Here is a 25902-nt window from a genome sequence, read left to right as displayed (position 1 = left end):
AGGAGTGCGTATGCGTCACTACGAAATCGTCTTCGTCGTGCACCCCGACCAGAGCGAGCAGGTGCCCGCGATGATCGAGCGGTACAAGTCCACGATTACCACGCGCGGCGGTCAGATCCACCGCATCGAAGACTGGGGCCGTCGCCAGCTGGCCTACATGATCGAGAAACTCGCGAAGGCTCACTACGTCTGCATGAACATCGAATGCGACCAGGCAACGCTCGAAGAGCTCGAGCACGCGTTCAAGTTCAACGACGCCGTGCTGCGTCACCTCATCGTCAAGATGAAGAAGGCCGAGACCGGCCCGTCGCCGATGATGAAGGAAGTGCAGCGCGAAGAAGCCAAGAAGGCGGCTGCCTCGCAGTCGTCCGAAGCGCAGGCTTGACAACGGTTTGACGTTACGAGCCGCCAAGGTCTCATGGATTCCAAGCCGCTTCCGTGAACAGGCTGCAACTCACGGCCAGCGTGATCGAGCGCGAGCCGCTGCGCTATACGCCGGCTGGCGTGCCGATCGCAAGCTGCACGTTGCAACACCGCACGGAAGTCGTCGAAGCCGGCATCGCCCGGCTGGTCGAATTGACGATGCCCGCGCTGGCCGCGGGTGTCGCGAGCGGCAAGCTCGAAAGCTGTGAAATGGGCGTCGAGACGCTGTTCACGGGTTTTCTGGCGAAGAAGAGTCGCAATGCGAGAACCTTGGTGTTTCACATCACAGAATTGCAGGACATTGGAAAGGACTGAACATGCCCCGTCCCACTGGTAAAAAGTTCGACAAGCGCCGCCAGCAGCAAAACCCGCTCTTCAAGCGCAAGAAGTTCTGCCGCTTCACGGCAGCCGGCGTCGAGTACATCGACTACAAGGACATCGAAACGCTGAAGGACTTCATCGGCGAAAACGGCAAGATCACGCCGGCTCGTCTGACGGGTACGAAGGCCCACTATCAACGCCAGCTCGATACGGCGATCAAGCGCGCCCGCTTCCTCGCGCTGCTGCCGTACACCGATCTGCACAAGGCCTGATCAGACGGCGCTACAAGGAGAATTCGAATGCAAATCATCCTTTTGGAAAAGGTTGTCAACGTGGGCAACCTCGGCGATATCGTCAAGGTCAAGGACGGCTTCGCGCGTAATTTCCTGATTCCGCAAAAGCTCGCCCGCCGCGCCACGAAGGAAGCGATCGCCGAGTTCGAAGTGCGTCGCGCCGAGCTCGAGAAGTCCGCCGCCGACAAGCTCGCCGCCGCGCAAGCGCTCGGTGAGAAGTTGTCGGGCCTCACGGTCCAGATCGCGCAGAAGGCCGGCGTCGACGGTCGCTTGTTCGGCTCGGTCACGAACGCGGACATCGCCGAGACGCTGACGAAACAGGGCTTCGCTGTCGAAAAGGCGCAAGTCCGCCTGCCGCAAGGCCCGCTGAAGATCGTGGGCGATCATCCGGTGCAGGTTTCGCTGCATACGGACGTTCTCGTCGACGTCACGGTGTCGGTGCTCGGCGAGCACGCCTGAGCGCGGTCCATCGCGATCCAAAAAGGGCAGCCGTGGCGCTGCCCTTTTTCCGTTTATGGCGCGCTGGCACAGGCCCGGTCATTTCGCCATAATCCCATCCCATGAACGCACCGTCCAAAGATCCCCAACTCGAGTCGCTGAAGGTCCCGCCGCATTCGATCGAAGCCGAGCAGTCGGTGTTGGGCGGGTTGTTGCTCGACAACGCCGCATGGGACCGAATCGCGGATTTCCTCTCGCAAGGCGATTTCTATCGCTACGACCATCGCATCATCTACGAGCACATCGGCCGCCTCATCGCCGCGACGCGGCCGGCCGACGTGGTCACCGTCTATGAATCGCTCGTCAGTTCGGGAAAGGCGGACGATGTCGGCGGGCTCGCCTATCTGAACGCGCTGGCGCAAAACACGCCGAGTGCGGCCAATATTCGCCGCTATGCGGAGATCGTACGCGACCGGGCGGTCTTGCGGCGGCTCGTCTCGGTGGCCGATGAAATCTCGGCTGACGCGTTCAACCCGCAGGGCAAGGAAGTGCGGCAGTTGCTCGACGAGGCCGAATCGAAAGTCTTTTCGATCGCCGAGGATGGTGCGCGCGGCACGCAGGGATTTTTGGAGATCGGCCCGCTGCTGACGCAGGTCGTCGAGCGGATCGATACGCTTTACCATACCGAGAACCCGAGCGATGTGACGGGGACGCCGACAGGCTTCGTCGATCTCGACCGGATGACGTCGGGGATGCACGGCGGTGAGCTCATCATCGTCGCCGGACGGCCAGCCATGGGCAAGACGTCCTTCTCGATGAACATCGGCGAATACGTCGCGATCGAATACGGTCTGCCCGTCGCCGTCTTCTCGATGGAAATGCCGGGGACGCAGCTCGTCATGCGGATGCTCGGCTCGGTCGGGCGTCTCGATCAGCATCGCATGCGCACGGGACGGCTCACTGACGAGGATTGGCCGAAGCTCACGCACGCTGTGCAAAAGATGAGCGAGGCGCAACTCTTCATCGACGAAACGGGCGGCCTCAACCCGATGGAACTGCGTTCGCGTGCGCGCCGGCTCGCGCGCCAGTGCGGCAAGCTCGGGCTCATCATCGTCGACTATCTGCAGCTGATGTCGGGGACCTCGCCGGGCGAAAACCGCGCGACCGAGATTTCCGAAATCTCGCGATCGCTGAAGGGCCTTGCGAAGGAGCTCGACGTGCCGGTGATCGCGCTCTCGCAGCTCAACCGAAGCCTCGAGCAGCGGCCCAACAAGCGTCCCGTCATGTCGGACTTGCGCGAATCGGGGGCTATCGAGCAGGACGCCGATGTCATCCTCTTTATCTATCGCGACGAGGTTTACAACCCTGACAGCCCCGACAAGGGCACGGCGGAAGTCATCATCGGCAAGCAGCGTAACGGACCGATCGGCCCCGTTCGGCTGACGTTCCATGGTCAATTCACGAAGTTCGACAACTTCGCGGGAGCGCAGAACTTCTACGGCGGAGAGTGAGCCGCGGAGAACGCATGACAGGACAGATCATGTCCGGCGCCGCACGCCGGCCGACCCGCAGCCTGCTGGTACGCAATGCGGACGTGCTCGTGACGATGGACGACGCACGCCGCGAGATCGCCCATGGCGCGCTCTATGTCGAGGATGGCCGCATCGTTGCCGTCGGTGCGTCAGCCGACTTGGCTGAGCACGCGGACGCCGCTGACGAGGTGCTCGACCTGGCGGGCCACATCGTGATTCCGGGGCTCGTCAACACGCACCATCACATGTTTCAAAGCCTGACGCGCGCGCTGCCCGCCGCGCAGGACGCCGAGCTGTTCGGCTGGCTGTCGTCGCTGTACCCGGTGTGGGCGCGGCTTACGCCGCCGATGATCGAAACTTCGACGTTGGTTGCCATGGCCGAGCTCATGCTCTCAGGTTGCACCACGTCGAGCGACCACCTCTACATCTACCCGAACGGCTGCCGTCTCGACGACAGCATCGCCGCCGCGCAACGTATCGGCATGCGTTTTCATGCGAGCCGCGGCAGCATGAGCGTCGGCCGTAGCGCCGGCGGATTGCCGCCGGACGAAGTCGTCGAAAGCGAAGATGCGATTCTTGCCGACACGCGCCGGCTCATCGAGACCTATCATGACGACGGCCGCTATGCGATGCTGCGCGTCGCGGTCGCGCCGTGCTCGCCGTTTTCGGTCAGTCGGCCGCTGATGCGCGAATCGGCCGCACTCGCGCGCAGCTATGGCGTCTCGCTGCACACGCATCTGGCCGAGAACGTCCACGACGTCGCCTACAGCCGCGAAAAGTTCAGCATGACGCCGGCCGAATACGCCGAGGATCTGGGCTGGGTTGGGCACGACGTTTGGCATGCGCACTGCGTGCAGCTCGACGATGCGGGAATCGCGCTCTTCGCGCGCACGGGTACCGGCGTCGCGCATTGCCCCTGTTCGAACATGCGGCTCGCGTCGGGCATCGCGCCGGTGCGGCGCATGCGCGATGCCGGCGTGCCGGTCGGACTCGGCGTCGACGGCTCGGCATCGAACGACGGCGCGCAGATGCTCGGCGAGGCGCGTCAGGCGCTTTTGCTGCAGCGGGTCGGCTACGGGCCGTCGGCGTTGACGGCGCGCGACGCGCTCGAGATGGCGACGCGCGGCGGCGCGCGCGTGCTTGGCCGCGACGATCTCGGTGCGCTCGCGCCCGGCATGGCGGCGGACTTCGTCGCCTTCGAGCTGCGGACGCCGCAGTTTGCCGGCGCGCTCCAGGATCCGGTCGCGGCGCTCGTATTCTGCGCGCCCGCGCAGGCTGCGTTGAGCGTCATCGACGGGCGCGTCGTCGTGCGCGAAGGACGGCTGACGACGCTCGAAATCGAGCCGGTGCTCGAGCGGCACAATCGCTACGCGCGAGCGCTGGTACTAGCCGATTGAAAGCGTCGGGGAACGCGGTCGCCTATGCCGCGAGGACCTGCCCGCCACGCGGCGAAGCGTCGCGCGCTTGCGTCACGAGCATGCGATCGTGGGCGGCGTCAGGACGCTTTCCGGTAAACTGTCGGCCGTCACAAAGATGTCACAAAGAGACGCCGCGCGGCAGACAGATCACGATATGCGCGACGAGCCCGCAAGCGCAGTCCGGGACTGAGTGGCATGCCCGCTAACCGCTTGAATTCATTGCATTGATACTGATTCCATGTTTGGTCGCTTCATGCCCACCGAGGGCAAATTCTTCGAAATCTTCGACGCGCATGTGAAGTGCATCGTCGCCGCGAGCGAGGAGCTCGAACTCCTCATCGACAATCTCGGCGACGCCGAAGTGCATAAGCAGCGCGTGCAGGCCAATGAAAAAGCGGCGGACAAGCTCACGCACGAAACGATCGACCTGCTGCACAAGACGTTCATCACGCCGCTCGATCGCGACGAAATCCACAAGCTCATCACGACCATGGACGACATCCTCGATTTGATGGAGGACGTCGCCACCGCGATTTCGCTTTACGACGTCCAATCCGTGACGTCGGAAGCGAAGCAGCTCGCCCACATCTGCACGGGCACGGCGAAGCAGGTGCAGAAGGCCGTCAACATGCTGTCGGACCTGAGCCAGGCGCGCGCGATCCTCGCGGCCTGCGAGGAGATCGATCGGCTCGAATCGGATGCGGACCGCGTCCTGCGCGCGGCGCTGTCCAAGCTCTTTCGCGAAGAGGACGACGTCAAGACGCTGATCAAATTGAAAGCCGTCTACGAGCTGCTGGAAACCGTCACCGACAAATGCGAGGATGTGGCGAACATCATCGAAGGCATTGTCCTGGAAAACGCCTGAAAGAGCGGACTTCGAACGATGCATTCGATTGAGATCACCGTGTGGGTGCTCGCGGCGCTCATCGCCGTCGCACTCGCCTTCGACTTCATGAACGGCTTTCACGACGCGGCGAACTCGATCGCCACCGTCGTCTCGACGGGCGTGCTGAAGCCTCAGCAGGCCGTTGCCTTTGCGGCCGCCTGCAACGTCATCGCGTACTTCCTCTTTCACCTGAAAGTCGCACAGACCATCGGCAAAGGGACCATCGACCCCGATATCGTCGATCACTACGTCGTCTTCGGCGCGCTCGTTGGCGCGATCGCCTGGAACGTCGTTACTTGGCGCTTCGGCATTCCTTCGAGCTCATCGCATGCGCTGATCGGCGGGCTTGTCGGCGCGGCGCTCGCGAAGTCGGGTTGGTGGGCGCTCAATTTCGATGGGCTGCTGAAGACGGTGATCTTCATCGTCGTCTCGCCGTTGCTCGGTTTCGTGCTCGGTTCGTTCTTCATGTTGAGCGTGTCGTGGATCTACTTCCGGACGCCGCCGAGCAAAGTGGACCGGCGCTTCAGGCGGCTCCAGTTTTTGTCCGCGGGTCTATACAGCCTCGGCCACGGCGGCAACGACGCGCAAAAGACGATCGGCATCATCTGGATGTTGCTGATCGCGACGGGCTATGCATCGACGACATCGTCGGCACCGCCGATCTGGGTCGTCGGCGTCTGCTATCTGTCGATGGGGCTCGGCACGCTATTCGGCGGATGGCGAATCGTGCGGACGATGGGGCAGAAGATCACGAAGCTGAAGCCTGTCGGTGGCTTTTGCGCGGAAGCGGGTGGAGCGCTCACGCTGTTTCTCGCATCGGCGCTCGGCGTCCCCGTGTCGACTACGCATACGATCACAGGGGCGATCGTCGGCGTGGGCGCCACGACCAAGCTTTCGGCCGTTCGCTGGGGCGTGGCAGGCAATATCGTCTGGGCGTGGATCTTGACGCTCCCGGCCTCCGCGTTGATTGCCGCGGCGGCCTGGTGGTGCGGTCATCGGCTCTTTTGAGCCGGTGGCGAGCTCGACAGACCGAAGTCGAGCTCAGCGAAGCTTCGGCCGAGCGACAGGCCGTACGCCCATGCGCTCGATGGCCGCGCGGATACCCGAAAGCAATTTGCCGGCTTCGTATCGCGCATCGTGTTCGAGGCGAGCCACGACAGTTTCGTAGGCCGTCCTGATTCGGTCGAGGATTGTTTGGCAGTCCTCACGATCGAGCCCTAACCGCTTGCCGTAGGAGAAAAGGTCTTCATCGACCGGGAACGTTTTTGTCTTGTTGAGGCTCAATGCCATTCGCCCGTCCAGCCACGCATAGACATCGGTGCAAACGACGTCGTACACGGGCGCCAGGCGCCGTGGGCCGGTCGGATCCTCATAGACGAGACCGATGTTCTTCATATGCGCGTCTCCGTCTCGAAGCAGGCATGAGAGCGCGACCCGCTGAAATAGCTTCCGCTTTTCCCCGATCGCTCCGCCCGTGTAGATGTCGACGGCCTTCGCAATCATCTCGTAGCTGCCTTCGTATTTCGCTTTGCCGGTCAGCACGCTCATGTCCTCGAAGCCAAGTGGCGCGCCGTCGGCTAGTCGATCGAAGCGGGCCATCACGAAGAGCAGGCCATCGTCCGATAGCCAAAACTCGGGAACGTCGAGCCCCGCTTCTTTTGCGACCGACATGCAAAAGAATTCGTTGCGCGCCACGCCCGGGAAATCGTCTCCTTCAGCTTTGACGATGACGGTTTTCAGAGGCAGGGCGGCGCGTTCCCGCGCCTGACTGGCGTTGACATCGACAATCGGCACGACCGTTTTCGGCTGAATGCCGGAAATGCCTGAGCCGAGGGCGTACTTGTCCACCAGGTGCTCGAAGAGCCTCGCGGACGGCGAGGAAAGCAATTCGTCGAGACGCTCGCCGTCCGTATGCGGCAACGACTCGCCTGGCAGTGCGTAGGTGAGCCTGCCGATCTGGTTTCGCCCGGCGAGAAACAGCAGGAACATGTCGCTTGGCGCGCCGTAGCGCGCCAAACGCTCTTCGATGATGAGCCGCAGGTAACCCTCGGGGCGATTCATGGCGAACACGCCCATCAGATCGCCGCTCGAATAGCTCTGCTGGCGCACGGGCATCGTGAGCGATACGGCTGTGGCGTCCGAGACCTGCTTGTAGTTGAAGACGAATCGGCTTTCCTTGGTCAGCAAGCCGCTTTCGCCCTGCGGAGTGTGCACCTCCAGTTGTCGAACTTGCCTGAACAGTCTCTCGATGTCGAACGGTTCCAGCGCGGTCATTCGTCGTCCCTGAACACGGTGGAAAGTTCTTCGAAAACGACGGTGTCCATCGGGCGAATGACCAGTTCATAGCCCAGCGCGTTGACGATGCGGCATAGCTCCCGTACGCCGATATTTTCGGCGCCTTCGGCGTTCGTGATCGTGCGTCTCGCCACGCCGGCGCGGTCAGCGAGCACTTGTTGACTCAGTTTGCGCTCGCGCCGTGTCGAGCGAAGCGTCTTCGCGAGACGTTCGACGTTCGTGATCGGGTTCTGCTGGGACAGTTTGCGCGCTTTCATGCGCAAAATTATAGCCTCAACGCGTGATTGCGCAAACTAATGCGCAAACTCGTATGCGATCGTTTCGGCACGGCGCCAGGGCCAAGTGCTATTGTGCGCCGGCGGCGAACCTTGCGATCGGGTCGTCGCTCGTCGATGTCGGGGCCGGCTGAACGTCGAGGGGAACGCCCGACGCTCGCATGATCTGCACGCTCGGCGTCGTCTGCGGCGCGACCGGATTTGCGCCCGCCCCTTGGGCCTGGCGCTCGGCCATCGAGGCGGCTGGAGGAGGAGGCTCGAACGCATCCGCGGCGGCATCGATCGCGTCGCGCGGGCCACTTGGAGTTGCCGAGCTGCCGCCGATGCCACCGTTGGCCGCGGCCGGCCCGGCGCTTGCCGGGACGTCTTGTACGACAATCGGTTGAGCTTGCGCCGAGTTCGCCGCCGGCTGAGCCGGAGTCACACGCGGCGAAGCGACATAGGTCGGGGCATCGAAAGGAGACGGCCGCTCGAGCGGCGGCGCCACGCGCCGGATTCCGTCAAATCGCCTGGCCCAATACGGGTTCGTCAGATAGTCGAGCCGCACGGTGCCGCCTGTCGAGGGCGCGTTCACGAAACGCAGCTTGCCCACATAGATTCCCACGTGAGAATGCGGTCTGCCGGTCGTATTGAAGAAGACCAGGTCGCCGGGTGCGATTTCGTCGGGCTCGATCGATTGCCCGCGCTGGCTGATGTCTGCCGTGGTACGAGGCAGCTTCACGTCCGCGGCACGCGCGAGGACATACTGCACAAGGCCACTGCAATCGAACCCGCTCGTGGGCGTATTCCCGGCCCAGCGATAGGGCACACCGACCAGGCTCATCGCCTCGATCGAAATTTCCTCGCGTCCGATGCTGTGATCGATGAAATTCGGCAGGCCTGGCGGCCTCGTGCGCAACGCGTCGCCGCTCGCCGCTTCGCTGCCGCCCGAACGTGCGGACCGCGGCGGCGCGCTCGAGCACGCGGCGAGCGACAGGACGACCAGCACGAGGAACCAGAGTCGGCGCATGGCAGGGACGGAAAGCGAACCGATGTTCGCTTTCACTTTCGGGACTCGACAGACGAATGATTGATGCGCCCGATAGTAGCCGCACCGCCGGGCCTTTCGCAAGAAAACTTCAGAAATTACTTGAAGTTCGGCCGCGAAGCGTTGCTAAGCCGCACGCCCAAGAAAAAGCGCCCGGCTGAGAGCCGGGCGCCGTGGCCAGGTGATTTGCCGGAGGGCCGCGGGCGGCGCTGTGGTTGCAGCCGCGGGCCGCTCCGATCTCCGATCAGAGGATGTCGGACGCGTAGTCGGCAAGCCGCGAGCGTTCGCCGCGCGCCAGCGTGACGTGCCCGCTGTGCGCCCAGCCCTTGAAGCGATCGACGACGTAGGTGAGTCCCGAGCTGCCTTCCGTCAGGTATGGCGTATCGATCTGCGCGATATTGCCGAGGCAGACGATCTTCGTTCCCGGACCGGCACGGGTGACGAGCGTCTTCATCTGCTTCGGCGTGAGGTTTTGCGCCTCGTCGATGATGAGGTACTTGTCGACGAACGTGCGGCCGCGCATGAAGTTCATGCTCTTCACCTTCAGGCGCGAACGGATCAACTCTTGCGTTGCCGCGCGCCCCCACTCGCCGGCGCTGTCGTCGGTCTTCTGCAGTACCTCGAGGTTGTCGTCGAACGCGCCCATCCAGGGCTGCATCTTTTCCTCTTCGGTGCCGGGCAGAAAGCCGATGTCCTCGCCGACGGGAACGGTCGCGCGCGTGACGATGATCTCGTTGTAGCGCTTCTCGTCGAGCACCTGTGCCAGGCCGGCTGCGAGCGCGACGAGCGTCTTGCCCGTGCCGGCCTGTCCAAGCAGCGTCACGAAGTCGATGTCGGGGTTCATCAGCAGATTGAGCGCGAAATTCTGCTCGCGATTGCGCGCCGTGATGCCCCAGACGTTGTTCTTGTGGTGCGAGTAGTCGCGCAGTGTCTGCAACAACGCCGTCTTGCCGTTCAGTTCGCGCACGATCGCGTGAAACGTCGGCTCACCGTTTTGCGGCTCGAGATAGAGGAACTCGTTGACGAGCAGGCTCGGCGAAAGCGGCCCGGTCACGCGATAGTAGGTCGTGCCCGTCTTCGTGTCCTGCCAGCTCTCCATGCCCTTCGCGTGCTTGGTCCAGAAGTCCTGCGGCAGCTCGCGAACACCCGAAAACAGCAGATCCTTGTCCTCGAGCACCTGGTCGTTGAAATAGTCTTCGGCGGGCAGGCCCAGTGCATGGGCCTTGATCCGCATGTTGATGTCTTTCGAGACCAGGACGATTTGCCGGTCGACGCGGTCGCGCTGGAGCGCCCGGACGACGCCCAGGATCTGGTTGTCGGCTTTGCCCTGCGGCAGACCTTCGACGGGCTCGATATCCGTCAGCTTCGTCTGAAAATAGAGGCGTCCGAGCGCTTCCCGGCTGCCGAGCCGCGAGAGCGGGAGCCCCTCGCCGATTGGCCCGGCGTTAGCCACGAGTGCATCGAGCGTGCGGCTGACCTGGCGGGCATTGCGCGCGACCTCGGACATCCCTTTTTTGTGGTTGTCGAGTTCCTCGAGCGTCATCATCGGCAGATAGACGTCGTGCTCTTCGAAGCGGAACAGACACGTCGGGTCGTGCATCAGCACGTTCGTGTCGAGAACGAAGAGCTTGCGGACCTCGGTTTCGGGCCCGGCCTTGCGCGCCCGGCCGGCGCCTTTCGCAGCCGAGGGCGCGGTGGCCGGGGCCGGCGCCGCACCCGTAGGCGCCTCTTGGCGCGCGAGCGGTGTCGGAGCGGGCGCGGGCCGCAGCAGCGCGGCCATCTGTTTCGCTTTGCGGCCGCGCACGGGCGGCGAGGCTTCTTCCGCGGCAGGCGAGGCGGTGGCGGGCGCCGGTACGGACCGCAGCGTTGCGGCGGCGTTCGCGGCGCGCGTCATCGGCTCGGCGACGTTGAGTTGGCCGCCCGTCGCGCCATATTCGGCCGCTTCCGCATGCTCCCCAACGGTGCCTTGTTTCCTCGCGTTTTTCGCAGGCCTTGCTTTGGCCTTGAACTCATCGGGCGGCAATAGTGTGCCGAGCTTGCTGGGCGGGGTGGGCAAAGGCATGGTGTCCCTCTAAGAATCGGGTCGCATATCGTACGCCGCCGGCTAAAGGGAAACGCTCGTCGCAGCTTATGGCCGTCGAGCGGCGTCCCGGTCGACCGGGCGGCGCGGTGTCAATTTGGAAACGCCGGTTCGCCTTAGATTTCGATCGGCTCCTTGACTGATGAGCGCGGCCGATCGCAACGGATAGCCGCGAGGAAATAAAAAAGCCGCCGCTCCTCAACCAACGGAGCAAGCGGCTCGACGATTTCGAGCATCGCGCGGCGCCTCACGGGTGCAAGGCTTACGGCATCCAGCGAGCCGGCGCGGCGGCGACGGAAACAAGATGAACGGGAACTCATTGCAACGCAATATAACGCGCGTCAGAGGCCTTGTACAGCTTCGAGAATTTCGTCGACATGGCCGGGCACCTTGACGCCGCGCCACTCGTGTCGCAGCACGCCGCCGGCATCGATGACAAACGTCGAGCGCTCGATTCCGCGGACTTCCTTGCCATACATCTTTTTCATCTTGATGACGTTGAAGAGCGAGCAAACCGCTTCGTCGGTATCCGAGACCAGCGCAAACGGCAATTCGAGCTTCGCCTTGAAGTTTTCGTGTGAGCGCAGACTGTCCCGCGACACCCCGACGATCTCCGCGCCAGCCTTCTTGAACTTCGGGTACAGATCGCGAAACTGCAGCCCCTCGGTCGTGCATCCGGGCGTGTTGTCCTTGGGGTAGAAATACAAGACCACCTTCTTGCCCCGCAAGCCGGACAGCGTGAAATCACCGCCGGTCGCCGGGGCGGTGAAATCGGGGACAGGTTGGTCGACTGCAATGGGCACCTCATTCTCCTTATTGTTTCTCGTTGCGCAAATCGTCGTGCGTATTGCCGAGGGTAGATCCGAGCGGCGGCGGCCGACGCTTTCAGTCGGGCTGTACGATGAGCTCGCCCGAGCGGCCCGGGATCTCGCCCCACGCCACAGGGTACGATGGCAGCGAGTCGCGGTCCAGCGCCGCATGGTAGTCGCCCATCGTCGCAAACGTGTGACCTTGCGCGTGCCAGCCCGCGAGCAGTTGCTCGAACACGGGCGCGAGCTTTTGCCCTTCGAGCTCCGCATGCAGCGTGAAGACCTGATCGTGCGGATTACGTTCGGTCGCGGCCAGCAAGCGGGACGCGACGTTCGTCGCATCGAGGTCGTCGACGCCCAGCAGCTCGTCGAGCGTCGGCAAGGTCGTCGGAAGCTGCACATGCGCCAGCATGCGGTTGCCGACCACGGGGCGGTAGGGCGCATGGCCGCGGCCGTCCGAAGCGTAGCGCATGCCCCAGGCATCGAGCTGCGCGAACGCGTGCTCGTTCATCTGCCACCCCGCGGAGCCGTGCGTTGCGGGCGCTTGCCCGAAAATGTCGGCGAAGCGCTCGTAGCTTTTTTGCATTTGACGGGCGGTCCACTCGCGCGACTGGCGGCGGACGTTGTCCTGCCAGTAGACGTGATCCCACGTATGGATACCGCATTCGAAGCCGGCCTCGTGTATCGCGCGCATCTCGGACGCCGCCCGCACGCCGATGTCGGGCCCGGGCAGCAGCACGCCGTAGGCCAATTGCCGAATGCCGTAGTGCTCGACGACGGACGTGCGAGAGACCTTTTTCAGGAAACCCGGCCGGAAGACGCGACGCAACGCCCAGCCGGTATGGTCCGGGCCAAGGCTGAACAGGAAGGTCGCGCGCGCCTTGTAGCGGTCGAGCATGCGCGCGAGGTTAGGCACTCCCTCACGCGTGCCGCGCAGCGTATCGACGTCGATCTTGAGGACGATGCGAGCCAAGCGACGGCCGTCCTTATTGCTGCTGTTCGACGAGCGCGCGGGCGTCCGCCACATGTCCGCGATAGGCCTCGAAGATCTTGCGCAGCGCGTCGTCGAACGTCGTTTCGGGAGCCCAGCCGAGATCGGCCATTGTGTTGTCGATCTTCGGCACGCGGTTTTGCACGTCCTGATAGCCCTTACCGTAGTAGGCGCCCGACGACGTTTCGACGAGTTTCACGGCCTTGGCCGACTCGGCGTACTCGGGATATTCGGCCGCGAGCGCGAGCATCTTGTGCGCGAGCTCGCGCACCGAGTAGTTGTTGCTCGGGTTGCCGATGTTGTAGATCTTGCCCGAAGCAACGCCGTTCGGATTCTCGATGATCTTCATGAGCGCGCTGATGCCATCGCCGATATCGGTGAAGGCACGCTTTTGCGAGCCGCCGTCGACGAGGCTGATGTTCTCGCCGCGCACGATGTGGCCGAGGAACTGCGTGACGACGCGCGAGCTGCCTTCCTTCGGCGTATAGATCGAGTCGAGGCCCGGGCCGATCCAGTTGAACGGGCGAAACAGCGTGAAGTCGAGACCTTCCTGCATGCCGTAGCCCCAGATCACGCGGTCCATCAGCTGCTTCGCGCAGGCATAGATCCAGCGCGGTTTGTTGATGGGCCCATAGACGAGCGGCGACGCTTCCGGATCGAACTCCTCGTCGGCGCACATGCCGTAGACCTCGGAGGTCGACGGAAACACGAGGTGCTTGCCGTACTTCACGGCCGAGCGGACGATCGGCAGATTCGCCTCGAAGTCGAGCTCGAAAACGCGCAGCGGCTGCTGCACATATGTGGCGGGCGTGGCGATGGCGACGAGCGGCAGAATCACGTCGCACTTCTTCACGTGATACTCGACCCACTCCTTGTTGATCGTGATGTCACCCTCGAAGAAATGCATCCGCTCGTGATCCACGAGGTCGCCCAAGCGGTCGGTCTGCATATCCATGCCGAAGACTTGCCAGTCGGTCGTCTCGAGGATCCGCTGCGACAAGTGGTGGCCGATGAAGCCGTTGACGCCGAGAATCAGGACTTTTTTCGTGGAACCTTCGGTTTTCATGAATGACGGGAAGAATGAGTGAGCTGGAGGAACTGCGAAGGGGTGATGACGAGCGGCTTGCCGTCTTGCGCGCACCACAGTTCGGAAATCTTGATGGCGCGTGCGTCGCCGCAAACGCCAAACAGCGCATTATCGCTTACGTGCAGACCCGGCGGCAAATTCGCGAGGGCGGCGCTGGCGCTCGCGCCGACCGGCACGAGACGCGCCCGTGCGACGATGAAGCGCGTGTTGCCGACGTCGGTGAACGCGCCCGGGTACGGCGGCGCAACGGCGCGAATCAGGTTGTAGACGCGCTCGGCCGGCTGCGCCCAGTCGATGCACCCGTCCTCGGGCTTGCGTCCGCTGTAGTAGCTGCCTTGCGCGAGGTCGTTGGGCAGGTGCGGCGCGGCGCCGGCGAGCAAGGCCGGCAGGACGCGCCAGAGTGTCTGCTCGGCCGCGACCGTCACTTTGTCGAATACTTGCTGTGCCGTATCGTCGGGCAGGATCGGCACGCTTGTCTGACCAACGATCGCGCCCGCATCGGGCTTCGCCGTCATCTCGTGCAGCGTCGCGCCGGTTTCCGTCTCGCCATTGAGAACGGCCCAATTTGTCGGCACGCGGCCCCGGTACTTCGGCAGCAGCGACCCGTGGACGTTATAGGCGCCGCGCGGCGCGAGCGCGAGGACGTCGGCCGGCAGCATGTGCCGGTAGTAGAACGAAAAGATGAAATCGGGCTGCGCGCGCCGTACGGCCGCGCGCAGCTCGTCGCCGTTCGGATCCGTGGGCGTGACGGTTTCGATGCCATGCTCGGCCGCCACGGCGGCGACACTGCCGAACCAGATGTTCTCGTTCGGATTGTCTTCGTGCGTGACGACGAGAGCGACATCGACGCCGCGCGCGAGCAGCACCTGCAAGCAGCGAACGCCGACGTTGTGATAGGCGAAGACTACGGCGCGCGGTTTCATCATGCCTCCCGCCGGGCCGCCCCAAGGGAGGCATGCGCCCCCTCGGGGGGCAGCGAACGAATGTGAGCGTGGGGGCCGTTCATCATGCCTCCCGTCCCCCAAGGGGACTTCCTTCGGGGCGCCGGTTCCGCCCAAGGGAGGCATGCGCCCCCTCGCGCCCCGCAGGTGCGCCGCAGGCGCGCCCAGGAAGTCCCCGTGTGGGAGCGGGCAGCGAACGAATGTGAGCGTGGGGGCCGTTCATCTCTCGCGCTCTCCCTGGACGACGCGTTCGGGCTCGCCCGCGGCGCGCGTCGTCAGCGCGCTCGATGCCACCGTATCGCTCTCGCGCGCCCCGAGCACTGTTTGCACGAGATATCGCGGGCGCGCGCGCACCTGCTGATAGATGCGGCCGATGTACTCGCCGAGCAACCCGAGCGCGAAGATGATGACGCCGAGCATGAAGAACGTAATCGCAAACAGCGTGAACACACCCTGAACTTCGGCGCCGATCACGAAGCGGCGAATGACGAGCAGCAGGAAGAGGCCCGCCGATCCCATCGAGAGGATGACGCCGATGAACGAGAGCCACTGCAGCGGCACGACGGAAAAGCCGGTGACGAGATCGAAATTGAGCCGGATGAGGCTGTAAAGCGAGTATTTCGAAACGCCGGCGAACCGCTCCTCATGCGCGACTTCGACCTCGATCGGGTTTTGTGCGAACGTGTAGGCGAGGGCGGGGATGAACGTATTGACTTCGCCGCAGCGGTTGATCGTATCGATGATCTGACGGCTGTAGGCGCGCAGCATGCAGCCCTGGTCCGTCATCCTGATGCGCGTGATGCGCTCGCGCAACCGGTTCATCGCGCGCGAAGCCTTGCGCCGCCAGAGCGTGTCCTGACGATCGCGCCGAATCGAGCCGACGTAGTCATATCCTTCGCGCATCTTCGCGACGAGCTTGCCGATCTCCTCGGGCGGGTTTTGCAGATCGGCGTCGAGCGTGAGCACGATCTCGCCGCGCGACTGCTCGAAGCCGGCGAGGATCGCCATATGCTGACCGTAGTTGCCGGCGAGCAGGACGACGCGCGTCGTATCGGGCCGCGCGCGGAACTGCTCGGCGAGCATCGCCGCCGATTTGTCGCGGCTGCCGTCATTGACGAACAGAACTTCATAGCTTTCGCCGAGCGCGTCGAGCGCCGGATAGAGGCGCGCGAAGAGCGCCCCCAAACCCGCCTCCTCGTTGTAGACGGGGATGACGACGGAGACAGCCGGGCGTGTCGAGCGATGTTCCATGTAGCTCATTATTGTTATTTTCCGTAGTGTTCGCAGATTTCGTCGACGGCGTCTACGACGCGCGCCACGTCGCCATCCGTCATCTGCGTGAAGAGCGGTAGCGTGAGCGTCGACGCGCCGAAGCGCTCCGCGTGCGGAAACATGCCCGGCGCAAAGCCGCGCGCGCGGTAGAGCGTGAACAGATGAATGGCCGGGTAATGCACGCCGGTGCCGATGCGGTAGGTCTCGTGCATCTTCTGCATAAAGCCGGCCCGATCGAGCGAGAGGCGCTCGAGCGGCAGCGTGATCTGGAACATGTGCCAGTTGGTGTTCTCGAAGTCGGCCAAGGGCAGGCCGACGCCGAGCTCGCGCGCGGCGCCTTTGCCGAAGCGTTCGAAATAGACCCGAGCGAGCGCGCGGCGCTTCGCCGTGAACCGATCGATCTGCGCGAGCTGCCCGAGGCCGACGCGTGCGGCGACGTCGGTCAGATTGTATTTGCCGCCGAGCAGGTCGCAGTCCATGCCGTCGAAACCCTTGCGCGTGATGCCTTGCAGCCGGTACTTGCGGGCGAGCTCGGCCTCCCGCTCGTCGTTGAGCACCAGTGCGCCGCCTTCGATCGACGTCACGTTCTTGTTCGGATGAAAGCTGAACGAGACGATGTCGCCGAGCCTGCCGATGCGCTCGCCGCGCCATGTCGAGCCGAGCGCTTGCGCGGCATCTTCGATCACGCGCAGCTTGTATGCGCGGGCGATCTCGTAGAGCCGGTCCATGTCGACGGGCAGGCCTGCGAGATAGACCGGGATGATCGCCTTCGTGCGCGGCGTGATCGCCTTTTCGAGAAGGCCGAGGTCGATATTGCGCGTGCGCGGATCGATGTCCACGAACACAGGCGTCGCGCCGACTTCGAGGATCACATTGGCCGTCGCCACCCACGACGCGGGTGTCGTGATGACCTCATCGCCTGGCTGCACGCCGGCGATCCGCAGGCCGACTTCGAGCGTCGCCGTGCCCGAGTTGAACGTGCGCACGGGCCGGCCGCCGCAATACGCCGACAGCGACTTCTCGAACGCCTCGTTCTGCGGGCCGGTCGTGATCCACCCCGAGCGCAGCACATCGGCTACGCCCTGAATCGTTTCTTCGTCGATTTCGGGGCGGACGAACGGCAAGAAGGGAGGAAATTCCTGGGTCATGATCGAATGGATAGTTTTAGCTGCGCGCCAGTACGAGCACGCCGACGAGAATGATCGCGATGCCGATGAGTCGCTGCATCGTGAGCACCTCCCCAAACAGATACCAGGCCGCGAAAGCGTTGACGACGTAGCCGAGCGAGAGCATCGGATACGCGACCGATACATCGACGCGCGAGAGCCCGATGATCCACACGCCGACGCTGACGACGTAACAGGCCAGCCCGCCGATGATGGGCACCTGCATCGCGAGCTTGAAGCCGATAGGCACAATGTTCGCACGGGTGAAATCGAAGTGTCCAACGGCTGAGACGCCGGCTTTGAGCAGCAGTTGCGCGCCTGCGTTCAGCATTACGCCCGTCAGAATACAAATCAAGGAAATCGGGTTCATCGATAAGGTGTCACGTGGGTGGCGGATTTGTTTTTGTGCGTTGCAGCGCGGTGAGCCCCGTGGCGACGGCCCACCGCCGGGCTCACGGTTTTTCGACGACGACGCGGCGCTCGTCGCGCGCGATCACGCGCATCGGCACGTGTTTTGCCGCCAGCGCGTCATAGCGTTCCGGCGGCATCAGCGCGAGCGCGTAACGGTCGGCGTCCCAGCGCCGGACCCATTCCGCGATGGTCGGGACCCATTTCTCCGGCTCCTGGTGCACGCCGAAGTCCAATTCGCTCGGGTCCTCGACCATGATCATCGTGTGGCCGACGTAAAACGGCATCGTGTGATCCAGGACGCCGACCGAATAGAACGGGGTATCGGCGGGCAGGCGCGCGAGCTCGGCCTTGACCGCCGGCGCGATCAGCGCGCCCGAGCTGTGCCGGCCGAACGCCTCATGACCCGTGCCCGCGATCGTCGCGAGCATGAGCCAGGCCGCGCCGAAAACGGCGGCCGAAGGCAGCGCCGAGCCGCGCGCTCGGCGCGCGAGCCAAAGCGCGGCAAGCGTCAGGACGAACGCGACGCCGACGGCAGCGAACACCCAGACGCGAAACTCGCGATAAAGCGCGTTGGGCGTGTGAGCCGAGCCCATCCGACCGAGGAAGATCGCGCCGATTGCGACGGCGACGAGCAGCACGGCGTAGCCGACGAGGTGGCGCCGCCAGGCTTCGCGCGACACCCTCGGAAGATAGGCGCCGATGACGAGCGCGAGCGCGGGCGCGATCGGGAGCACATACGAGACGAGCTTCGAGTGCGAGACGCTGAAGAAGACGAAGATGAACGCGGACCAGACGAAGAGTAGCGTCGCCGGCCTGAAGCCGTTCGGGCGGGCCGCCCCGCGAGCGGCATGGCGCATGCTTTGCACGGCGACCGAGAGCCAGGGCAGAAAACCGACGAGCACGACCCAGACGAAGTAATGAATGGGCCCCGGACGGTGCTGATCGGGCGTCAGGTAGCGCTCGAACTGCTGAACGACGAAAAAGAAATGGAAAAACTCGGGATTGCGCAACTGCACGAGGACGAACCAGGGCGTCACGATCGCGAAGAAGATGACGAGGCCGCTTGCGAGGTGAAGTCGCTTCCAGATCGCCCAGTCGCGTGCGATCGCCGTGTAGAGGACGAGCGTCGCGCCAGGCAGCAGGATGCCGATCAACCCCTTCGACAGCACCGAGAGCGCCATCGACGCCCAACAGGCCCACATCCAGAGCCGGGCTTCCCGCTTGCCGGCCGCGCCGCTTTGCGCGATCAGCATCGACGAGAGCGTGAGTTCCATCCAGAACGACAGACCCATGTCGAGCGTGTTGAAGTGGCCCATGAGGCTCCAATAGGGCGCGCTCGCGAGCACGAGCGCCGCGCCGAAGCCCGCCGCCGGCCCGAAGAGCCGCCGGCCGGTGTAGCCGGCGAGCAGCACGCCGGCGAAGCCGGTGAGGGCCGTATAGAGCCGAGCCTGCCATTCGCCGATGCCGAACCACGCGAACGTCAGCGCGTTGGCCCAGGTCTGCAGCGGTGGCTTCTCGAAGTACTTATAGCCGTTGTAGCGCGGCGTGATCCAGTCGCCCGTCAGGAACATCTCGCGGGCCATCTCGGCATAGCGCCCTTCGTCGCTCGGCACCAGGTGGCGCCAGCCGAGCGGCACGAACCAGACGAGCGCGAGTGCCGCCACGATGAGCACGAGCGCAAGGGTGATTCGCGTCGCGGGCAGCGACGAAGTGCCCGTGTCAAACGAGGCGATCGAGTCGGCCGGCGCGGCGCCGGCCTCGCGGGAAGAACGTTGCAGCGGCATGAAATCGTGATCCGTCTAGCGAAGCCGCGCATGCGGCAAAGGGAAGGGCCGGCGCGCCGAGCGATCCGGAGCCGGGTGCCGCGATGCGGCGTGAACTGGCAAACCGGCGCTCATTGCTCGATGAGGAGCGCCGCGGCCACTCGGCGGCCTTCGGCCATCAGAATGTTGTAAGTGCGGCAGGCGGCCATGAAATCCATCGCCTCGACGCCGATGCGCTGCGCGATCAGGGCGGCCGTTAGCCGCGGGTGCGGAAAGCGCAGCCGCGTGCCGCTGCCGAATACGACGACCTCGGGTTCGCAGGCGCGCACGAGCTCGAAGTGCTCGGGCGTGAGCGCTTCGAACGAGGCAACGGGCCAGACGATGACCGGCGCGTCGGGCACCACGACGATGCTGCTTTCGTGACGCTCGAGATTGATGTCGACGTAATGGGCGCCGTAACCCGTGACGGTGTTGAGGGCGCCGCTCGAATCCTGATGTAATTTCAAATCGGTTGAGTCCGTGGTTCCGGGGCCCGCCGCCCGGCGACAATTCGCGAAGACGAGCCGGACGCGGGCCGAAAAAGCGTTTTCGCGGCAGTTGGTGCGTTGCGAAACTCGGCCAAAATCCGCTAAATTATAACTTTTTAGCCGCCGAGCGGCGCCCTCGCATCGCGGCTGCCGCACGGAATTCGTCGAGGCGCCGCCGAAAAAGCGTCAAAAGCGCTTTCCGATGCTTACCAAGCCGCGCCGCGCTCGTCGAGCGATCCCGCGCCGCCGCGGCCGGACGAAACGCGAAACAACGCAAGCCGGCTGCGCGCTATGCCTTGACCGTCGTGCATCGAGCCGCCCGCGCGGCGTCGTGCCTTCCACCTTTTTTGTGGCCTACCCTGGGGAACCGTGTCCGCCGTGAAACCGATTCAGAAATCGAACAAACTGCTGAACGTCTGTTACGACATCCGCGGACCCGTTCTCGAGCATGCCAAGCGGCTGGAAGAGGAAGGCCACAGGATCATCAAGCTCAACATCGGCAATCTCGCGCCGTTCGGGTTCGATGCGCCCGACGAGATCATTCAGGACATGATCCGCAATCTGCCCGTGTCGTCGGGCTATTCGGATTCGAAGGGTGTCTTCGCGGCGCGCAAGGCGATCATGCACTACACGCAGGAAAAGGGCGTGACGGGCGTGGAGCTCGACGACATCTACCTCGGCAACGGCGCTTCGGAACTCATCGTGATGGCGATGCAGGGGCTCCTCAACAACGGCGACGAAGTGCTGCTGCCGGCGCCCGACTATCCGCTCTGGACCGCCGCCGTGAGCCTCTCGGGCGGCGTGCCCGTGCACTATCTGTGCGACGAGTCGAACGCCTGGATGCCCGATCTCGACGACTTGCGCGCGAAGATCACGCCGAACACGCGCGCGCTCATCATCATCAACCCGAATAACCCGACGGGCGCGCTCTACTCGGACGAGCTGCTGCTCGACATGCTCGAGATCGCCCGTCAGCACGGCCTCATCGTGTTCGCCGACGAGGTCTACGACAAGATCGTCTACGACGGCAAGAAGCATACCTCGGTGGCGGCGCTCTCCGAAGATGTGCTGACGGTCACGTTCAACAGTCTCTCGAAGAGCTACCGGTCGTGCGGTTACCGGGCCGGATGGATGGTCGTCTCCGGCTTGACGGGCGAGAACCGCCGGCGTGCCGCGGACTATTTCGAAGGGCTCGGCATTCTCGCGTCGATGCGGCTCTGCCCGAACGTGCCGGGCCAGTATGCGATTCAGACGGCGCTCGGCGGCTACCAGAGCATCAATGATCTCATCGTGCCGGGCGGGCGCCTGCACAAGCAGCGGCAAATCGCTTACGAGATGCTCAACGCGATTCCGGGCGTCAGTTGCGTGAAGCCCGAAGCGGCGCTGTACATGTTCCCGCGGCTGGACCCGAAGGTCTATCCGATCGAAGACGACCAGAAGTTCGTGCTCGACCTGTTGCTCGAGGAGCGCGTCCTGCTCGTGCAAGGCTCGGGATTCAACTGGCCGCGGCCCGATCACTTCCGCGTCGTGTTCCTGCCGAACTCGGACGACCTCATCGATTCGCTGAACCGCATTGCGCGTTTCCTCGACGGCTATCGCAAGCGCCACACCGCCTGACGGGCCGGGCCAGGGGCGCGCGGCTCGTCAGTCACGCGCCATGGCCCGACGCCAGAGCATGTCGCTCTTATAACGCTTCCCCATTTGTTGACAAACGCTGCATGGAACCGATCAAAGTTGGCCTGTTGGGCTTCGGCACGGTAGGCAGCGGCACCTTCACGGTGCTGCGCCGGAATCAGGAAGAGATCAAGCGTCGCGCCGGGCGCGGCATCGAGGTCGCTCGCATCGCGGTGCGCAATCCGGCCAAGGCACTCGCCGCGCTCGGCGAAGCAGCCGGCAGCGTGGCCGTCGGCAGCGACTTCGATGCCGTCGTCGACGATCCCGGCATCGGCATCGTCGCCGAGCTGATCGGCGGTACCGGCATCGCGCGCGAGCTCGTGCTGCGCGCCATCCAAAACGGCAAGCACGTGGTCACGGCGAACAAGGCGCTGCTCGCCGTGCACGGCACCGAGATCTTCGCGGCTGCGCGCGCGAAGGGCGTCATGGTCGCGTTCGAGGCCGCCGTGGCGGGCGGCATTCCGATCATCAAGGCGTTGCGCGAAGGGCTGACGGCCAACCGGATCCAGTACATCGCCGGCATCATCAACGGCACGACGAACTACATCCTCTCGGAGATGCGCGAGCGCGGCCTCGATTTCGCCGCGGCGCTCGCGGGCGCGCAGGCGCTCGGCTACGCGGAGGCGGACCCGACGTTCGACATCGAAGGCGTCGACGCCGCGCACAAGCTCACGATCATGAGCGCGATCGCATTCGGCGTGCCGATGCAGTTCGATCGCGCCTATATCGAGGGAATCTCCAAGCTCGACGCGACCGATATCAAATACGCCGAAGACCTCGGCTACCGGATCAAGCTGCTCGGCATCACGCGCCGCACCGAGCGCGGCATCGAGCTGCGCGTCCATCCGACGCTCATTTCGGCGAAACGCCTGCTCGCGAGCGTCGAAGGCGCGATGAACGCCGTCGAGGTGCATGGCGACGCCGTCGGCGCGACGCTCTACTATGGAAAGGGTGCCGGCGCCGAGCCGACGGCGTCGGCCGTCGTCGCCGATCTCGTCGACGTGACGCGTCTGCACACCGCGGATCCGGAGCACCGCGTGCCGCATCTCGCATTCCAGCCGCAAAGCCTGTCTGACACGCCGATCCTGCCGATCGACGAAGTGACGAGCGGCTACTATTTGCGTTTGCGCGTGGCCGACGTCACGGGCGTGCTGGCCGACATCACGCGCCTTTTGGCCGATGCCGGCATCTCGATCGATGCGATGCTCCAGCGCGAGTCAGAGCAGATTCAGGCGGATGGCGAGACCGACGTCGTCATCATCACGCACGAAACGCTCGAACGGAACGTGAACACGGCGATCGCTCGCATCGAAGCGCTCGCGACCGTCGTCTCGAGCGTGACGAAGCTGCGCATCGAGGCGTTGAACTAGGCCAGACATCATGAACTACATCTCGACCCGCGGCGCCGGCATCGGCGAGCGCCACACCTTCTCCGACATTCTTCTCGGCGGTCTCGCGAAAGATGGCGGCCTCTACCTGCCGGCCGATTACCCGCGCGTGTCGGCCGACGAGCTCGCGCGCTGGCGTGCGCTGCCCTATGCCGATCTGGCGTTCGAAATCCTCTCGAAGTTCAGCGACGACATCGCGCCCGACGATTTGCGCGCGCTCACGCGCCGCACCTATCGTGCCGACGTCTATTGCAACGTTCGCGCGGACGAGGATGCGAGCGCGATCACGCCGCTGAAAACGCTCGGCGTCGAGGGCGGCGCGCCGCTCTCGCTGCTCGCGCTCTCGAACGGTCCGACGCTCGCGTTCAAGGACATGGCAATGCAGCTGCTCGGCAACCTGTTCGAGTACGCGCTTGCTAAAGAGGGGCGCACGCTTAACATTCTCGGCGCGACTTCGGGCGATACGGGAAGCGCGGCCGAGTACGCGATGCGCGGCAAGTCCGGTATTCGCGTATTCATGCTCTCGCCGCACCGGAAGATGAGCGCGTTCCAGACCGCGCAGATGTACAGCCTGCGGGAGCCGAACATCTTCAATCTCGCGATCGAGGGCGTGTTCGACGACTGCCAGGATATCGTGAAGGCTGTTTCGAACGACCACGCGTTCAAGGCGCGCCAGCGGATCGGCACCGTCAACTCGATCAACTGGGCGCGTGTCGTCGCGCAGGTCGTCTATTACTTCAAGGGCTACTTCGCCGCGACACGCTCGAACGATGAGCGCGTGTCGTTCACCGTGCCCTCGGGCAACTTTGGGAATGTCTGCGCAGGCCACATCGCGCGGATGATGGGGCTGCCGATCGAAAAGCTCGTCGTCGCGACGAACGAGAACGATGTGCTCGACGAGTTCTTCCGCACGGGCGCCTATCGCGTGCGCGGCGCGGCGCAGACCTATCACACGAGCAGTCCGAGCATGGATATCTCCAAGGCGTCGAACTTCGAGCGTTTCGTCTTCGATCTGCTCGGGCGCGATCCGGCACGCGTGCTGCAGCTTTTCCGCGATGTCGAGGAGAAGGGCGGCTTCGATCTTGCCGCGAGCGGCGACTTCGCGCGCGTGCGCGAATTCGGCTTCGTTTCGGGGCGCAGCACGCATGACGACCGCATCGCCGCGATCTCGGACGTCTTCGCGCGTTACGGCGTGATGATCGATACCCATACGGCCGATGGCCTCAAGGTGGCCCGCGAGCATCTGCAGGCGGGCGTGCCGATGATCGTGCTCGAGACCGCGCAGCCGCTCAAGTTCGGCGAATCGATACGCGAGGCGCTCGGGCGCGACCCGGAGCGGCCCGCGGCCTTCGAGGGTCTCGAGGCGCTGCCGCAGCGGTTCGAGGTGCTGCCGAGCGACGCGGAGCGCGTGAAGGCGTTCATCGCGACGCATACCGGCCTTTGAGCGATCGACCGAACGGCCGGGCGGCGTGCGGCGTCTCACGTGAACCGGCGTGCGTCGTTACAATGACAGCCTTGCTGCCAAAAAACTCGCGCTATTCAGATGTCCTCGTCTCAATCCGCTGCTGCCCGCCCGCCGCTCGTCCCGACCGCTGAGGCGCTCGCGAGGCTGCTCGCGGCCGCCCGGCCGGTGAGCGGCACGGAAACGATCTCGACGCTCGAGGCGGGAAACCGCGTGCTGGCGGCCGACGTGGTTTCCGCGCTCGACGTCCCTCCGATGAATACGAGTGCGATGGACGGTTATGCCGTCCGCATCGCCGACCTTGCGGGTGGCCCGCGCCTGCCCGTCTCGCAACGGATCGCGGCCGGACACGCGGCCGAACCGCTCGCGGCCGGCACGGCGGCACGAATCTTCACGGGTGCGCCGGTTCCGCCGGGGGCCGACGCCGTAGTCATGCAGGAGCAGACGGAAGCCGCCGGCGATGCCGTCACGATCCTGCATACTCCGACGCCCGGCGAATGGATCACGGCGCAAGGCGCCGACATCAGCCGCGGCTCCGTCATCCTGCCGGCTGGCACCCGGCTTACCCCACAGGCGCTCGGCTTGGCCGCTTCGACCGGCTGTGCGCGACTGACAGTGTCGCGCCGCGTCAAAGTCGCCGTGTTCTTCACCGGCGACGAATTGACGATGCCGGGCGAGCCGCTTGCGCCCGGCGCCATCTACAACTCCAATCGGTTCACACTGCGCGGTCTGCTCGAGCGGCTCGGCTGCGAGGTCACGGATTATGGAATCGTGCCCGATCGCCTCGATGCGACGCGCGCCGCGTTGACCGAGGCGGCCCGCGAACACGACCTGATCCTGACATCGGGCGGCGTTTCCGTCGGTGAAGAGGATCATGTGAAGCCGGCCGTCGAGGGGCTCGGACGCCTCGATCTCTGGCAGATTGCGATGAAGCCGGGCAAGCCGCTCGCGTTCGGCGCGGTACGGCGTGGGGCCGCGGACGAGACGGCGGATCGGCAGACGGTGGCCGACTCGGGCACGGGCGCGGACGAGGCTTTTTTCATCGGCCTGCCGGGCAATCCGGTATCGAGTTTCGTCACATTTCTGCTTTTCGTGCGCCCATTTCTGCTCCGGCTATCGGGCGTGCGCGACGTATCGCCGCGGGCGCTTACGCTGCGCGCCGATTTCGCTCAGACGAAAGGGGACCGGCGCAACGAGTTCTTGCGCGCGCGCATCAACGCGGCGGGCGGCCTCGACTTGTTTCCCAATCAAAGCTCGGCGGTGCTGACTTCCACGGTTTGGGGCGATGGTCTCATCGACAATCCGCCCAATCATGCGATCAGCGCGGGGGAACTCGTTCGTTTTCTGCCGTTTTCCGACCTGCTCGGCTGACGCAACGGCGGCAGGCGATACCGATCCCGGACCGAACCAGGACGATCACCTC

Annotated in this window: 25 protein-coding genes; 12 read left to right on the top strand and 13 right to left on the bottom strand. The window is 64.4% G+C overall.

What is annotated here, in order from left to right:
• Nucleotides 1-10: 10 nt before the first annotated feature.
• The 8 genes from rpsF (at nt 11) to AB4Y31_RS15080 (ending at nt 6319) form a co-directional block, all read left to right on the top strand.
• A complete protein-coding gene (rpsF, locus tag AB4Y31_RS15115) occupies nt 11-385 on the top strand; it encodes a 30S ribosomal protein S6 (protein ID WP_018442037.1) in 375 nt (124 codons plus the stop codon).
• Between the two features lie 53 nt (nt 386-438).
• Entirely contained in the window at nt 439-738 is a 300-nt protein-coding gene (gene priB / locus AB4Y31_RS15110) for a primosomal replication protein N (RefSeq protein WP_368674608.1), read from the top strand.
• Nucleotides 739-740: 2 nt separating this feature from the next.
• A complete protein-coding gene (gene rpsR / locus AB4Y31_RS15105) occupies nt 741-1016 on the top strand; it encodes a 30S ribosomal protein S18 (protein WP_018442035.1) in 276 nt (91 codons plus the stop codon).
• A 27-nt stretch (nt 1017-1043) separates the two neighbouring features.
• Nucleotides 1044-1496, top strand: a complete 453-nt coding sequence (rplI, locus tag AB4Y31_RS15100) for a 50S ribosomal protein L9 (protein ID WP_368674607.1) — start codon at nt 1044-1046, stop codon at nt 1494-1496.
• Between the two features lie 101 nt (nt 1497-1597).
• Nucleotides 1598-2986: a replicative DNA helicase gene (locus tag AB4Y31_RS15095; protein WP_018442751.1), complete on the top strand. Its 1389-nt coding sequence runs from the start codon at nt 1598-1600 to the stop codon at nt 2984-2986.
• A 14-nt stretch (nt 2987-3000) separates the two neighbouring features.
• The gene (locus AB4Y31_RS15090; protein WP_368674606.1) at nt 3001-4404 is read left to right on the top strand and encodes an 8-oxoguanine deaminase; all 1404 of its coding nucleotides are present in this window, start codon (nt 3001-3003) and stop codon (nt 4402-4404) included.
• A gap of 259 nt (nt 4405-4663) precedes the next feature.
• The gene (locus AB4Y31_RS15085) at nt 4664-5290 is read left to right on the top strand and encodes a DUF47 domain-containing protein (RefSeq protein ID WP_018442753.1); all 627 of its coding nucleotides are present in this window, start codon (nt 4664-4666) and stop codon (nt 5288-5290) included.
• Nucleotides 5291-5308: 18 nt separating this feature from the next.
• The gene (locus AB4Y31_RS15080) at nt 5309-6319 is read left to right on the top strand and encodes an anion permease (RefSeq protein ID WP_368674605.1); all 1011 of its coding nucleotides are present in this window, start codon (nt 5309-5311) and stop codon (nt 6317-6319) included.
• Nucleotides 6320-6352: 33 nt separating this feature from the next.
• Here AB4Y31_RS15080 and AB4Y31_RS15075 read toward each other — a convergent pair whose 3' ends face one another.
• From AB4Y31_RS15075 to AB4Y31_RS15015, 13 genes are all read right to left on the bottom strand, one after another.
• Nucleotides 6353-7585: a type II toxin-antitoxin system HipA family toxin gene (locus tag AB4Y31_RS15075; RefSeq protein WP_368674604.1), complete on the bottom strand. Its 1233-nt coding sequence runs from the start codon at nt 7583-7585 to the stop codon at nt 6353-6355.
• Nucleotides 7582-7863, bottom strand: a complete 282-nt coding sequence (locus tag AB4Y31_RS15070; RefSeq protein ID WP_368674603.1) for a helix-turn-helix domain-containing protein — start codon at nt 7861-7863, stop codon at nt 7582-7584. Before AB4Y31_RS15070 ends, AB4Y31_RS15075 begins: the two co-directional genes overlap by 4 nt.
• A gap of 88 nt (nt 7864-7951) precedes the next feature.
• Nucleotides 7952-8890, bottom strand: coding sequence for an NlpC/P60 family protein (locus AB4Y31_RS15065; protein ID WP_368675300.1), 939 nt, complete (start codon nt 8888-8890; stop codon nt 7952-7954).
• 262 nt (nt 8891-9152) lie between these two features.
• Nucleotides 9153-10970, bottom strand: coding sequence for a PhoH family protein (locus AB4Y31_RS15060; protein WP_368674602.1), 1818 nt, complete (start codon nt 10968-10970; stop codon nt 9153-9155).
• 359 nt (nt 10971-11329) lie between these two features.
• Complete coding sequence (locus AB4Y31_RS15055; RefSeq protein WP_018442759.1) at nt 11330-11791, bottom strand: peroxiredoxin; 462 nt, start codon at nt 11789-11791, stop codon at nt 11330-11332.
• A gap of 82 nt (nt 11792-11873) precedes the next feature.
• Nucleotides 11874-12770 carry a polysaccharide deacetylase family protein gene (locus AB4Y31_RS15050; RefSeq protein WP_368674601.1) on the bottom strand — a complete coding sequence of 299 codons (897 nt, stop codon included), beginning with the start codon at nt 12768-12770 and terminating at the stop codon, nt 11874-11876.
• Between the two features lie 13 nt (nt 12771-12783).
• On the bottom strand, nt 12784-13854 hold the full coding sequence (locus tag AB4Y31_RS15045) for a bifunctional UDP-4-keto-pentose/UDP-xylose synthase (protein ID WP_018442761.1): 1071 nt from the start codon (nt 13852-13854) through the stop codon (nt 12784-12786).
• Entirely contained in the window at nt 13851-14798 is a 948-nt protein-coding gene (locus AB4Y31_RS15040) for a formyltransferase (RefSeq protein ID WP_368675299.1), read from the bottom strand. The genes AB4Y31_RS15045 and AB4Y31_RS15040 overlap by 4 nt, the downstream gene beginning before the upstream one ends.
• Before the next feature lie 237 nt (nt 14799-15035).
• Nucleotides 15036-16076 (bottom strand): glycosyltransferase, encoded by a 1041-nt coding sequence (locus AB4Y31_RS15035; protein WP_368674600.1) that lies wholly within the window; start codon nt 16074-16076, stop codon nt 15036-15038.
• A gap of 5 nt (nt 16077-16081) precedes the next feature.
• Complete coding sequence (locus AB4Y31_RS15030; RefSeq protein ID WP_368674599.1) at nt 16082-17236, bottom strand: DegT/DnrJ/EryC1/StrS family aminotransferase; 1155 nt, start codon at nt 17234-17236, stop codon at nt 16082-16084.
• 16 nt (nt 17237-17252) lie between these two features.
• Entirely contained in the window at nt 17253-17624 is a 372-nt protein-coding gene (locus AB4Y31_RS15025; RefSeq protein ID WP_368674598.1) for an EamA family transporter, read from the bottom strand.
• An 82-nt stretch (nt 17625-17706) separates the two neighbouring features.
• Nucleotides 17707-19449 (bottom strand): glycosyltransferase family 39 protein, encoded by a 1743-nt coding sequence (locus tag AB4Y31_RS15020; RefSeq protein ID WP_368674597.1) that lies wholly within the window; start codon nt 19447-19449, stop codon nt 17707-17709.
• Between the two features lie 110 nt (nt 19450-19559).
• Nucleotides 19560-19934: an Mth938-like domain-containing protein gene (locus AB4Y31_RS15015; protein ID WP_368674596.1), complete on the bottom strand. Its 375-nt coding sequence runs from the start codon at nt 19932-19934 to the stop codon at nt 19560-19562.
• 390 nt (nt 19935-20324) lie between these two features.
• Between AB4Y31_RS15015 and AB4Y31_RS15010 the strand changes: the two genes are divergently transcribed.
• The 4 genes from AB4Y31_RS15010 to glp all read left to right on the top strand — a co-directional run bounded on the left by AB4Y31_RS15010 (nt 20325) and on the right by glp (nt 25850).
• The gene (locus AB4Y31_RS15010) at nt 20325-21572 is read left to right on the top strand and encodes a pyridoxal phosphate-dependent aminotransferase (protein WP_368674595.1); all 1248 of its coding nucleotides are present in this window, start codon (nt 20325-20327) and stop codon (nt 21570-21572) included.
• 101 nt (nt 21573-21673) lie between these two features.
• Nucleotides 21674-22999, top strand: a complete 1326-nt coding sequence (locus tag AB4Y31_RS15005; protein ID WP_368674594.1) for a homoserine dehydrogenase — start codon at nt 21674-21676, stop codon at nt 22997-22999.
• Nucleotides 23000-23009: 10 nt separating this feature from the next.
• The gene (gene thrC, locus AB4Y31_RS15000; RefSeq protein ID WP_368674593.1) at nt 23010-24461 is read left to right on the top strand and encodes a threonine synthase; all 1452 of its coding nucleotides are present in this window, start codon (nt 23010-23012) and stop codon (nt 24459-24461) included.
• Between the two features lie 99 nt (nt 24462-24560).
• Entirely contained in the window at nt 24561-25850 is a 1290-nt protein-coding gene (gene glp / locus AB4Y31_RS14995) for a gephyrin-like molybdotransferase Glp (RefSeq protein ID WP_368674592.1), read from the top strand.
• Nucleotides 25851-25902: the final 52 nt, after the last annotated feature.

The organism is Trinickia sp. EG282A (genome assembly GCF_040965455.1).
In the GTDB taxonomy this organism is placed as follows: domain Bacteria; phylum Pseudomonadota; class Gammaproteobacteria; order Burkholderiales; family Burkholderiaceae; genus Trinickia; species Trinickia symbiotica.
Note: the sequence above shows the minus strand (reverse complement) of the source record. Positions and strands in the feature narration are given on the sequence as shown.

Excerpts from the sequence above, each read along its gene's own strand:
- AB4Y31_RS15045 (WP_018442761.1), bottom strand. The coding sequence starts at position 13,854 with ATGAAAACCGAAGGTTCCACGAAAAAAGTCCTGATTCTCGGCGTCAAC.
- rplI (WP_368674607.1), top strand. The coding sequence starts at position 1,044 with ATGCAAATCATCCTTTTGGAAAAGGTTGTCAACGTGGGCAACCTCGGC.
- AB4Y31_RS15005 (WP_368674594.1), top strand. The coding sequence starts at position 21,674 with ATGGAACCGATCAAAGTTGGCCTGTTGGGCTTCGGCACGGTAGGCAGC.
- AB4Y31_RS15060 (WP_368674602.1), bottom strand. The coding sequence starts at position 10,970 with ATGCCTTTGCCCACCCCGCCCAGCAAGCTCGGCACACTATTGCCGCCC.
- rpsR (WP_018442035.1), top strand. The coding sequence starts at position 741 with ATGCCCCGTCCCACTGGTAAAAAGTTCGACAAGCGCCGCCAGCAGCAA.
- AB4Y31_RS15040 (WP_368675299.1), bottom strand. The coding sequence starts at position 14,798 with ATGAAACCGCGCGCCGTAGTCTTCGCCTATCACAACGTCGGCGTTCGC.
- AB4Y31_RS15090 (WP_368674606.1), top strand. The coding sequence starts at position 3,001 with ATGACAGGACAGATCATGTCCGGCGCCGCACGCCGGCCGACCCGCAGC.
- AB4Y31_RS15095 (WP_018442751.1), top strand. The coding sequence starts at position 1,598 with ATGAACGCACCGTCCAAAGATCCCCAACTCGAGTCGCTGAAGGTCCCG.
- glp (WP_368674592.1), top strand. The coding sequence starts at position 24,561 with ATGTCCTCGTCTCAATCCGCTGCTGCCCGCCCGCCGCTCGTCCCGACC.
- AB4Y31_RS15065 (WP_368675300.1), bottom strand. The coding sequence starts at position 8,890 with ATGCGCCGACTCTGGTTCCTCGTGCTGGTCGTCCTGTCGCTCGCCGCG.
- thrC (WP_368674593.1), top strand. The coding sequence starts at position 23,010 with ATGAACTACATCTCGACCCGCGGCGCCGGCATCGGCGAGCGCCACACC.
- rpsF (WP_018442037.1), top strand. The coding sequence starts at position 11 with ATGCGTCACTACGAAATCGTCTTCGTCGTGCACCCCGACCAGAGCGAG.
- AB4Y31_RS15020 (WP_368674597.1), bottom strand. The coding sequence starts at position 19,449 with ATGCCGCTGCAACGTTCTTCCCGCGAGGCCGGCGCCGCGCCGGCCGAC.
- AB4Y31_RS15075 (WP_368674604.1), bottom strand. The coding sequence starts at position 7,585 with ATGACCGCGCTGGAACCGTTCGACATCGAGAGACTGTTCAGGCAAGTT.
- AB4Y31_RS15085 (WP_018442753.1), top strand. The coding sequence starts at position 4,664 with ATGTTTGGTCGCTTCATGCCCACCGAGGGCAAATTCTTCGAAATCTTC.
- AB4Y31_RS15025 (WP_368674598.1), bottom strand. The coding sequence starts at position 17,624 with ATGAACCCGATTTCCTTGATTTGTATTCTGACGGGCGTAATGCTGAAC.
- AB4Y31_RS15070 (WP_368674603.1), bottom strand. The coding sequence starts at position 7,863 with ATGAAAGCGCGCAAACTGTCCCAGCAGAACCCGATCACGAACGTCGAA.
- AB4Y31_RS15080 (WP_368674605.1), top strand. The coding sequence starts at position 5,309 with ATGCATTCGATTGAGATCACCGTGTGGGTGCTCGCGGCGCTCATCGCC.
- AB4Y31_RS15030 (WP_368674599.1), bottom strand. The coding sequence starts at position 17,236 with ATGACCCAGGAATTTCCTCCCTTCTTGCCGTTCGTCCGCCCCGAAATC.
- AB4Y31_RS15035 (WP_368674600.1), bottom strand. The coding sequence starts at position 16,076 with ATGAGCTACATGGAACATCGCTCGACACGCCCGGCTGTCTCCGTCGTC.